This window comes from Yoonia sp. (assembly GCF_046498525.1).
In the GTDB taxonomy this organism is placed as follows: Bacteria; Pseudomonadota; Alphaproteobacteria; order Rhodobacterales; family Rhodobacteraceae; genus Yoonia.
Genome location: NZ_JAWOAN010000275.1, coordinates 1 through 9199, shown reverse-complemented (window position 1 = coordinate 9199; position 9199 = coordinate 1). Strand labels below are relative to the sequence as shown.

Annotated in this window: 8 protein-coding genes and 1 pseudogene; 2 read left to right on the top strand and 7 right to left on the bottom strand. The window is 55.9% G+C overall.

Annotation, left to right across the window (positions count from 1 at the left end; translation table 11 throughout):
* A partial coding sequence (locus tag R6T97_RS16180) for a bifunctional ornithine acetyltransferase/N-acetylglutamate synthase (protein WP_410350313.1) occupies positions 1-427 on the top strand: 427 nt, incomplete at its 5' end.
* Positions 424-822, top strand: a complete 399-nt coding sequence (locus R6T97_RS16175) for a (deoxy)nucleoside triphosphate pyrophosphohydrolase (RefSeq protein ID WP_410350312.1) — start codon at positions 424-426, stop codon at positions 820-822. The genes R6T97_RS16180 and R6T97_RS16175, both read left to right, overlap by 4 nt.
* A gap of 103 nt (positions 823-925) precedes the next feature.
* On the opposite strand, the gene infB is transcribed toward R6T97_RS16175, so the two are convergent.
* The 7 genes and pseudogenes from infB to R6T97_RS16140 form a co-directional block, all read right to left on the bottom strand.
* Complete coding sequence (gene infB / locus R6T97_RS16170; protein WP_410350311.1) at positions 926-3412, bottom strand: translation initiation factor IF-2; 2487 nt, start codon at positions 3410-3412, stop codon at positions 926-928.
* On the bottom strand, positions 3409-4041 hold the full coding sequence (locus tag R6T97_RS16165) for an RNA-binding protein (RefSeq protein WP_410350310.1): 633 nt from the start codon (positions 4039-4041) through the stop codon (positions 3409-3411). Before R6T97_RS16165 ends, infB begins: the two co-directional genes overlap by 4 nt.
* A 25-nt stretch (positions 4042-4066) precedes the next feature.
* A complete protein-coding gene (gene nusA, locus R6T97_RS16160) occupies positions 4067-5680 on the bottom strand; it encodes a transcription termination factor NusA (RefSeq protein ID WP_410350309.1) in 1614 nt (537 codons plus the stop codon).
* A 1-nt stretch (position 5681) separates the two neighbouring features.
* Complete coding sequence (gene rimP, locus R6T97_RS16155) at positions 5682-6257, bottom strand: ribosome maturation factor RimP (protein WP_410350308.1); 576 nt, start codon at positions 6255-6257, stop codon at positions 5682-5684.
* Between the two features lie 163 nt (positions 6258-6420).
* The gene (locus tag R6T97_RS16150) at positions 6421-7017 is read right to left on the bottom strand and encodes a hypothetical protein (RefSeq protein ID WP_410350307.1); all 597 of its coding nucleotides are present in this window, start codon (positions 7015-7017) and stop codon (positions 6421-6423) included.
* Between the two features lie 233 nt (positions 7018-7250).
* Positions 7251-8792, bottom strand: coding sequence for an ABC transporter substrate-binding protein (locus R6T97_RS16145; protein WP_410350306.1), 1542 nt, complete (start codon positions 8790-8792; stop codon positions 7251-7253).
* 74 nt (positions 8793-8866) lie between these two features.
* Positions 8867-9199: pseudogene (locus tag R6T97_RS16140) on the bottom strand (ABC transporter); the annotation flags it as partial.

The following is a 9199-nucleotide window of genomic DNA, read 5'->3' as shown; positions in this document are numbered from 1 at the left end:
GATGCGCGACCTTGCACATCAAGTCGTGCGCGACGGCGAAGGCGCGACGAAATTCGTCGAGGTGCGCGTTACCGGCGCACAGGATGATGCCGATGCGCATAAGGTTGCCATGGCCATTGCGAACTCTCCACTGGTCAAAACGGCCATTGCAGGCGAGGATGCCAATTGGGGGCGTGTTGTCATGGCAGTCGGCAAATCAGGGGCGGCGGCTGACCGTGACCGGCTCAGCATTCGCTTTGGCGATATCACAGTGGCCAAAAACGGAGTGCGCGCGCCGGATTATTCCGAAGATGCAGCGAGTGCATATATGAAAAAAGCCGCGTTGGTGCTGGGTGTCGATCTGGGCATCGGCGCTGGCGAAAGCACGGTGTGGACTTGCGATTTGACCCACGGGTATATTTCGATCAACGCTGATTATCGATCATGAAGACTGTTCTGGTTTCGGCGGTAGCATTGATCGATCCCGACGGCCGAATCCTTCTTGCACAGCGGCCTGAAGGTAAATCCATGGCAGGCCTGTGGGAATTTCCCGGCGGAAAGGTCGAACCCGACGAAACGCCGGAGGTCGCCCTGATCCGTGAGCTGGAAGAAGAACTGGGAATCGATACGTGGGCATCCTGTCTGGCGCCCCTCACCTTTGCAAGCCACACCTACGACGACTTCCACCTGCTGATGCCGCTCTTTGCCTGCCGCAAATGGCACGGCTCTCCTCAATCGCGTGAGGGGCAGGCACTCAAATGGGTGCGGGTGAGTGAATTGAGGAACTATCCCATGCCAGCGGCCGATGTGCCGCTGATACCGATTTTAAGGGACTGGTTATAACGGTGGAAACGCGATTGAACACCAAAAAAAATATCCAATGAAAATGGGGCGGCCCGACAGGACCGCCCCATTTCGATGTTGTAGGGTGAGTGAAGCTCGCGCCTTAAAGGTTCCGTTCGACTTCTTCGCGCTCGAAAATCTCGATCACGTCGTTAGGGCGGACATCTTCATAGTTTTCAAACGCCATACCGCATTCCTGACCGGATTGGACCTCGGGCACTTCGTCCTTGAACCGCTTGAGCGTCTTGAGCGTACCTTCGTGGATAACCACGTTGTCGCGCAGCAGACGAACGCCTGCAGAGCGACGGGCTACACCTTCAGTGACGAGGCAACCAGCAACCTTACCCACGTTTGAGACCTTAAAGACCTCCTGGATTTTGGCATAGCCGATGAACTTTTCACGTATCTCGGCAGAAAGCAGGCCAGAGGCCGCCGCCTTCACATCATCCACAAGGTCGTAGATGACCGAGTAGTAGCGAATCTCGATACCCTTCTGGTTGGCACTGTTCCGTGCAGGCGCATTCGCGCGGACGTTGAAACCAAAGACAGGGGCACCGGATGCTTCGGCCAGACCAATATCCGATTCCGTGATCGCGCCAACACCGGAGTGCAACACGCGCACGCGTACTTCTTCGTTGCCGATCTTTTCCATCGCCTGCACGATTGCTTCGGCAGAACCCTGCACGTCTGCCTTCACCACGATCGGCAATTCACTGACGCTTTCGTCAGCCTTGGCATTCGCCATCAACTGTTCAAGCGTCGTGGCCGCACCTGCTGCAGCACGTTTCTCTTTCGCGGCTTTTTCGCGATATTCAGCGATTTCACGAGCCTGCGCGTCGGTTTCAACGACATTCAGAACGTCGCCTGCTTCAGGCGTACCGTTCAGGCCAAGGACCTCGACAGGTACCGAGGGTCCAGCTTCCTGAACACGTTCGCCCTTATCGTTGATCAGCGCACGGACCTTACCGTACTGCTCACCCACAACAAATATGTCACCCTGATGCAATGTTCCATTCTGAATCAGAACGGTAGCAACAGGACCACGGCCGACGTCAAGCTGCGCCTCGATCACGGCACCTTCGGCGGCGCGATCGGGGTTTGCTTTCAGTTCAAGGATTTCAGCCTGCAACGCGATCGCTTCAAGCAGTTCCTCCAAACCCTGACCGGTGATCGCAGAGACCTCAACATCCTGCACATCGCCGGACATCTTTTCAACGATGACCTCGTGCTGGAGCAGGTCGGTGCGCACCTTATCAGGATTCGCTGAGGGCTTGTCGACCTTGTTGATCGCCACAATCATCGGCACTTTCGCGGCTTTCGCGTGGTTGATGGCCTCGATCGTTTGCGGCATGACTGCATCGTCGGCAGCCACAACAAGAACCACGATATCAGTGACCTGCGCACCGCGTGAACGCATTGACGTAAACGCAGCGTGCCCCGGAGTATCAAGGAAAGACAGCACAGCGCCGCTTTCGGTTATCACCTGATAGGCACCGATGTGTTGGGTAATACCGCCTGCTTCGCCGGCGACAACCTTCGCGTTACGGATTGCATCCAGCAAAGATGTCTTACCGTGGTCGACGTGTCCCATAATCGTGATGATCGGCGGGCGCGGCTTGAGATCTTGGGGCTTGTCCTCGATTGAAGTCAGAACGTCTTCGACATCAGCGTCAGACACCCGGACAACCTTGTGGCCAAAGTCTTCAATGATGAGTTCAGCCGTATCTGCGTCAATCGTCTGGTTCTGTGTCGCCATGATGCCATTGTTCATCAATGCCTTCACGACGTCAGCAACACGTTCGGACATGCGGTTGGCAAGCTCGGAAACAGTAATCGCTTCGGGCAGCGACACTTCGCGGAACACCTTTTCACGTTCGGCAGATACACCCATCGCCTTGGCGCGGGCGCGGTCCTGCTTGCGTTTCATTGCAGCCATTGAACGTTGGCGGCCACCTTCGCGGCCAGCCATCGCATCATTCACGGTCAGTTTGCCTGACCGGCGTCCGTCACCGCCACGGCCCGGCTTTGCCTTGGTCGCTTTCTCGCGGTTTTCAGTTGGACGCTCTGTCTTGCGAGGTGCCGCAGACGGGCGCGAAATCTCGGTCTCGCCGGGAGCAGCGGCCGCAGCGGGCGGCGCGTCGGCAACCGCCTTCGCCTTTTCGTCTTCGGCTTTCTTGCGCTCTTCTTCTTCGGCTTTCGCCTTGGCGCGTTCTTCGCGGGCGCGATCTTCGGCTTCTTTGGCCTCCATCTCGGCGCGGCGCTCCTCGCGCTCGACGGCGCGCTCTTTTTCTTCGGCTTCGCGCTTGGCGGCCTCCTCGGCCTCGCGGGCTTTCGCCATCGCAAGGGCCTTCATCCGGCGCGCCAACTCCACATCAGAAATACCAGCCGGCCGCTTGGACGGATCACCGCCTACAGGGCCGGATTTACCACTAGTTGCAGGCTTGGCTGCACCGGGCTTAGGGACCACAACACGCTTGCGTTTGGTTTCCACCACGACGTTCTTGGTCCGCCCATGGCTAAAACTCTGCTTCACGTTGCTGGGACGTGAACCACCAAGGCCAAGTGTCTTTTTACCGTCGTTATCGCTCATTTAGCTTCTTTATCCTTCCCGGAGGCCGTATCGCCCCCGTTCCCTTCGCGCAAACCGCGTAGCTTTGTGGCTTCCTCTACAACACGATCGCTGAGTCTTCCAGTCGCAAGCGCGCCATGTATCACACTTTGCCGCCCAAATGCCAAACCCAATTCGGTTGACGTGAGGCAACCAAAGTATCTGGCCCCCTCGGGCGTCCATAGTTTTGTTTTGCCCCGTTCCGACCCGTCAGAGGCCTGAACCAGAACGCGGACCCGCTCACCACCGGCAAGCCAGCCCTTCACCTTTTCAAATCCGCAGACAGCCCGCCCCGCTTTGCGGGTCAAGGCGATCAGATCAACGGTGCGGCGGGCTAGTTGTCGTTCAACTTCGTCCACCAAACCGTCCGGCACTGTCACGGCCTGCTTGGCCGATCGTGAAAACTGGCCTTTCTTCGCTTCTTCCAGCGCTTTACGGTCAGCGGTCACATAAATACCGCGACCCGGCAGTTTGCCCAGAATATCAGGCACAACCTGATTATCCGGCCCCACAACAAAGCGGATCAGCCCTGCCTTTGGCTGCACTTCGCCCGTGACGATGCACTTGCGTTCGGCATCGTCGCGTTCTTTGTTATGGCCACCACGCGCCATCTGCGATCCAGTCAGAGGCCTGAAATCAGGCCTCCTCCTCCACGGTCAAATCTTCTTCAGTCCCTGTTTCTGCAGCAAGCTCATCGGGATCTACCCAGCCCAGCATCACGCGGGCTGTCATGACCATATCTTGCGCTTCTTCCAGCGACACATCGAACGGTTCCAGTACGCCATCATCCTTCACACGCTCACCATCCACTGTGGTCCAGCCACCGGCAAGTTCCCAGTCAGCACAGGTGGCAAAGTCTTCAAGTGTTTTCACACCGTCATTGCCCAGCGCCTCAAGCATTTGCGGGGTCAGTCCTTCGAAATTCACAAGGCTGTCTTCAACACCCAGCGCGCGGGCCGCTTCCATTGCTTTCTTGGATTCGGCTTCCAGATAGTCGCGCGCACGTGCCTGCAATTCCGCAGCCGTATCGTCGTCGACACCTTCAATCACGATCAGTTCGTCAAGTTCAACATAGGCGACTTCTTCAAGGTTCGTGAACCCTTCTGATACCAGTAGTTGGGCAAAGAACTCGTCCAAATCAAGAGTGTCCATGAACAATTTGGTGCGCAGTTCAAATTCAGCCTGACGACGCTTGCTCTCTTCTTCCTCGGTCATGATGTCGATATCCAGACCTGTCAGTTGCGACGCCAGACGCACGTTCTGACCGCGACGGCCAATGGCCAGAGAAAGCTGTTCTTCTGGAACGACGACTTCGATCTTGCCGGCTTCTTCATCCAGAACCACCTTGGACACTTCGGCGGGCTGCAGCGCGTTTACAAGGAAGGTCGGCATGTCTTCATTCCATGGAATGATGTCGATTTTTTCGCCCTGCAATTCGTTGACAACGGCCTGCACGCGCGAACCACGCATACCAACGCAGGCACCGACAGGGTCGATGGAACTATCGTAAGAAATCACGGCGATCTTCGCGCGCGAACCCGGATCACGGGCCACGGCCTTGATCTCAATGATACCTTCGTAGATTTCGGGCACTTCCATCTTGAACAATTCCGCCATGAATTCAGGCGCGGTGCGGCTCAGGAAAATCTGCGGGCCACGTTGTTCGCGGCGCACTTCCTTGATGTAGCAACGGATACGATCATTCGGGCGGTAAGCCTCGCGACCGATCTTTTCGTTGCGACGCAAGACAGCTTCGCCAGCGCCCACATCAACGATGACATTGCCGTACTCTTCGCGCTTGACTAGCGCATTGATGATCGTGCCGGCACGGTCCTTGAATTCTTCGTACTGCTTGTCACGCTCGGCTTCGCGGACCTTTTGCAGAATAACCTGCTTGGCAGACTGTGCCGCGATACGGCCCAATTCAACAGGCGGCACTTCTTCGATGAACTGCTGCCCGACCTCGGGGTTTTCCATGTACTCTTTGGCTTGCTCTACGGTGAACTCGGCCTGGTAATTTTCAAGGTCTTCATCCTCGACCACGGTACGGACGCGGGTGAAGGTCGCCCTGCCAGTCTTGCGGTCGATGGCCACACGAATGTCCATTTCAGCGCCGTAACGCGACTTGGCCGCACGGGCGAGCGATTCTTCCATCGCCTCGACAACAAGCCCGGGTTCGATATTTTTTTCGCGGGCCACAGCTTCTGCGGTCTGCAAAAGCTCCAACTGGTTGGCGGATGTATATGCCATCTTAAGTGTTCTCCTCGCCATCTATGATGGTTTCGATTTCATCAAACTGGGTCTCGTCGATCTGACCCGCATCCTTGCGTCCACGCAGCACGTCGCGGATCAACTCATCCGTCAGCACCAGCTTGGCATCTGACAGCCATTCGAATTTCAAACCGATCGTACCTTCGGGGATGGTGATCAGCACCTCATTGCCCTCGGTGCCAGCCAACTGCCCTTTAAAGCGGCGGCGGCCATCAATCAGTTCGTCGGTTTCGATCTTGGCTTCAAAGCCTTCCCATTGATCGAAGTCCTTCATCCGCGTCAGAGGGCGGTCGATCCCGGGGCTGGAAACCTCAAGGGTATAAACATCCAGAATCGGGTCTTCGACATCCAGTACAGCGCTAATCGCAGTGGAAATCTGACCACATTCGTCGACTTCAATCTGACCATCAGGACGCTGTACCATAATCTGCAAGATGCTTTCCTTGCCGCTCATCAAGCGGACGCGCACGACCTCAAACCCCATGTCCTCGACGACTGGAGTGATAATCTCGGCTATCCGGCGATCAATCGCCGCTTTCGCGATCAGGTCGTTCATGTCACTCACGCATAAAAAAACGGGCGCGCGGCCCGTTGATGTTTCCCGGTGGGCCTTGGGTTTGGAAGCCAAGGCGCCGCTGTTGATGGTCATATACGCAGAGTTTTCACAAACTGCAAGGGGCAAGCGGGACGAACCACCTGCCCCTTTGATTGTCAGGCCTTTACAGACCCAAAAGCCGGTTCAGTTCAGCCAAAGCGTCATCCGAAAGATCCTGGCCATCTGTCAGTGTCACAAGGCTGGTTTCGATGTCGGCCTCGGCATCAACTGCGTCCGCCTGTGCATCATAATATGCGATCTCTGCATCGGTGATGGCATCTTCATAACCGCCTTCGGGGAACGCGACTGCAATCTCTTCTTCTGTCAGGCTTATCAGGCGCTCATACTCTGCAAGCGCATCTGCTTCGGCGTCGGCAAGTCCGGCATATTCCTGCTGTGCCTGCTGATAGATGTACAGCTTACCGGGCATGCTGTCGGGTGATGCGTTTTCCATCGCACGCGGGTTCGCGTGTGCCGCGTTCAAACCACGTAATTCGCTGGCAATCGCACCGCGTCCATTCCCGTTTCCGTTATTGCCGCGCTCCGCACGATCGGAACGGTCTCTGCCACGGTCGCGGTTACCACCACCACCGTTACCTTTGCCACCTCTTTCAGCATAGGCTGCATCTGTCGAAACGATCACAGCGGCACTGGAAATCGTCGTCAAGGCAAGCGCGACCGCGCCCAGTTTCAAGAAGTTCCGTCCAACTGAGTGAACCATTGTTGCTCCATCCTTATCATGAGCTGTGTCCTGTGTTTAATCTGTAACTGACGCAACTTGCTGACCACTTATCCCTACACAATCGAAGGTGAACAGCGGCAAAACGCTCTATTCATATTCAATTAATACGGCAGGTTATTGCGAGAATTTCACTCTCTGTGGCAGGAACTTACCACGGTTTACAAAAACGCCCCACCTTTCGGCAGGGCGTTTCAGCTTCAATATGACAAGGCTTACGCCACTGACCACCGCTCGGCCATGCGTGCGTTGTCCATCTGCCAGAGGTTCCCCACCGTATCAGGCGTTGCGATGCGGTTGTTCAAGGCCTGCACATAGTTGGCAAACATTGGCAGGATCACGCCGCCATCATCACGCAGGATCTGCTGCATTTCGTGATATTGCTCGCGGCGCTTGTCGCTGTCCAGTTCGGCACGGGCCGACAAAAGCAATTCCTGAAAGCGCGGGTCGTTCCATTGGCTATCGTTCCAAGGCGCACCGGCCTCATAAGCGGTCGAGAACATCCAGTCTTCTGTCGCGCGGCCTGACCAGTAGCTGGCACACCAAGGCTTTTTCAACCAGACGTTGGACCAATACCCATCGGCAGGTTCCTGAACCACATTGATGTTGATCCCGCCCTCAGCCGCAGAGTTCTTGTAAAGAAGTGCTGCGTCAACAGCGCCTTCGAACGCCGCACTGGATGCCGACAGATCAAGGTCGATGCTGTCGAGACCGGCTTCCTTGAGGTAGAACTTGGACTTGTCAGGATCGTAAGCCAGTTGTTCCATATCGCCGTTGTAGTACTGGTTTGCAGGACCGATAGGTGAATCATTGCCCACCTGACCATGACCGAGAAGGATCTTGTCTACCATTTCCTGACGGTTGATGCCGTGTTTCAGTGCGCGCCGTATGTTAACGTCGTCGAAGGGGGCGACCTGTGTCAGCATCGGGAAGATATAGTGCTGGTTACCGGTCAGTTCCTGAATACGCAAAGCCGGGTTGGCGCGCAGCAGGGCTTCGGTTTTGAAGTCGATCCGGTTGATCGCATCAACCTGTCCGGTCAGAATGGCATTGGTCCGCGCGGTATTGTCGTTGATCGCGATATATTCGATCTCGTCAAAGAAGCCTGCACTGTCACCTTTGTAGTGATCAGCATAGCGGGTCGCGACCATACGCACGCCCGGATCAAAGGATTGCACCTGATACAGACCTGTACCGATGCCCTGCGCAATCGCTTCTTCAATCTGGCCTGCAGGATACATCAGCAGGTGATAATCGGACAACAGATATGGCAGATCGGCGTTTCCGGCCGCCAGCGTCAACTGCACCTGATGGTCCGTGATTTTTTTCATTTCGACAATGGCAGAGACAATCGGTTCTGCGGCAGATTTCGCGCCTTCGGCAACGTGCATCTGCAAGGATTCAATCACATCGTCCGCGCCAAACGCCTTGCCGTTGTGGAAGGTCACGCCCCGACGCAGGTTGAATGTCCAGGTCTTTGCATCTGGGGTCGCATCCCAGCTTTCAGCCAATTCGCCCTTCAATGACCCGTCTGGCCCAATTTCGGTCAGGCTGTCGAATACTGCGCCCTGTGCCGATGCGATCATGAACAGGTCGGAATGTGTGCGGCCGTCCCAGCTATCGGATGTGTTGGCACCCGACATGCCTGCCGTCAGCTTTCCACCACGCGTCTGTGCCCGCAAAGGCATACCTGACAGGCTTAGCACGCCTGCGGCAACACCTGTTTTCAATAGGCCGCGTCTACTAATTCCATGCATATTTTCGTTCTCCCTAGTTGTTACTTCAGGCGCTGCACACCCGATTGATTTGTCACTGAAGTGACCGATTCGTGTTACATCTTATCAACTGCTGCATCACCGAGGTTATCAACTCCGCGTTCCGCAAGAAGATTAGTCAGCCAGTCAGGGTCCATTTCGGGAACAGACGACAGCAAAAGATCGGTATAGGCATGATGTGGCGGCTTGAACATCTCGGTCTTCGGTCCTTGTTCCACCACACGCCCGTCTTTCATCACCACCACCTCATCTGCAATCGCGCGGACTGTCGCCAGATCGTGTGTGATAAACATATACGTAAGGGACAGTTTATCCTGCAAGCGCGCCAACAGTCGCAGAATACCCTCTGCAACCAGTTGATCCAGCGCCGACGTGACCTCGTCGCAAAT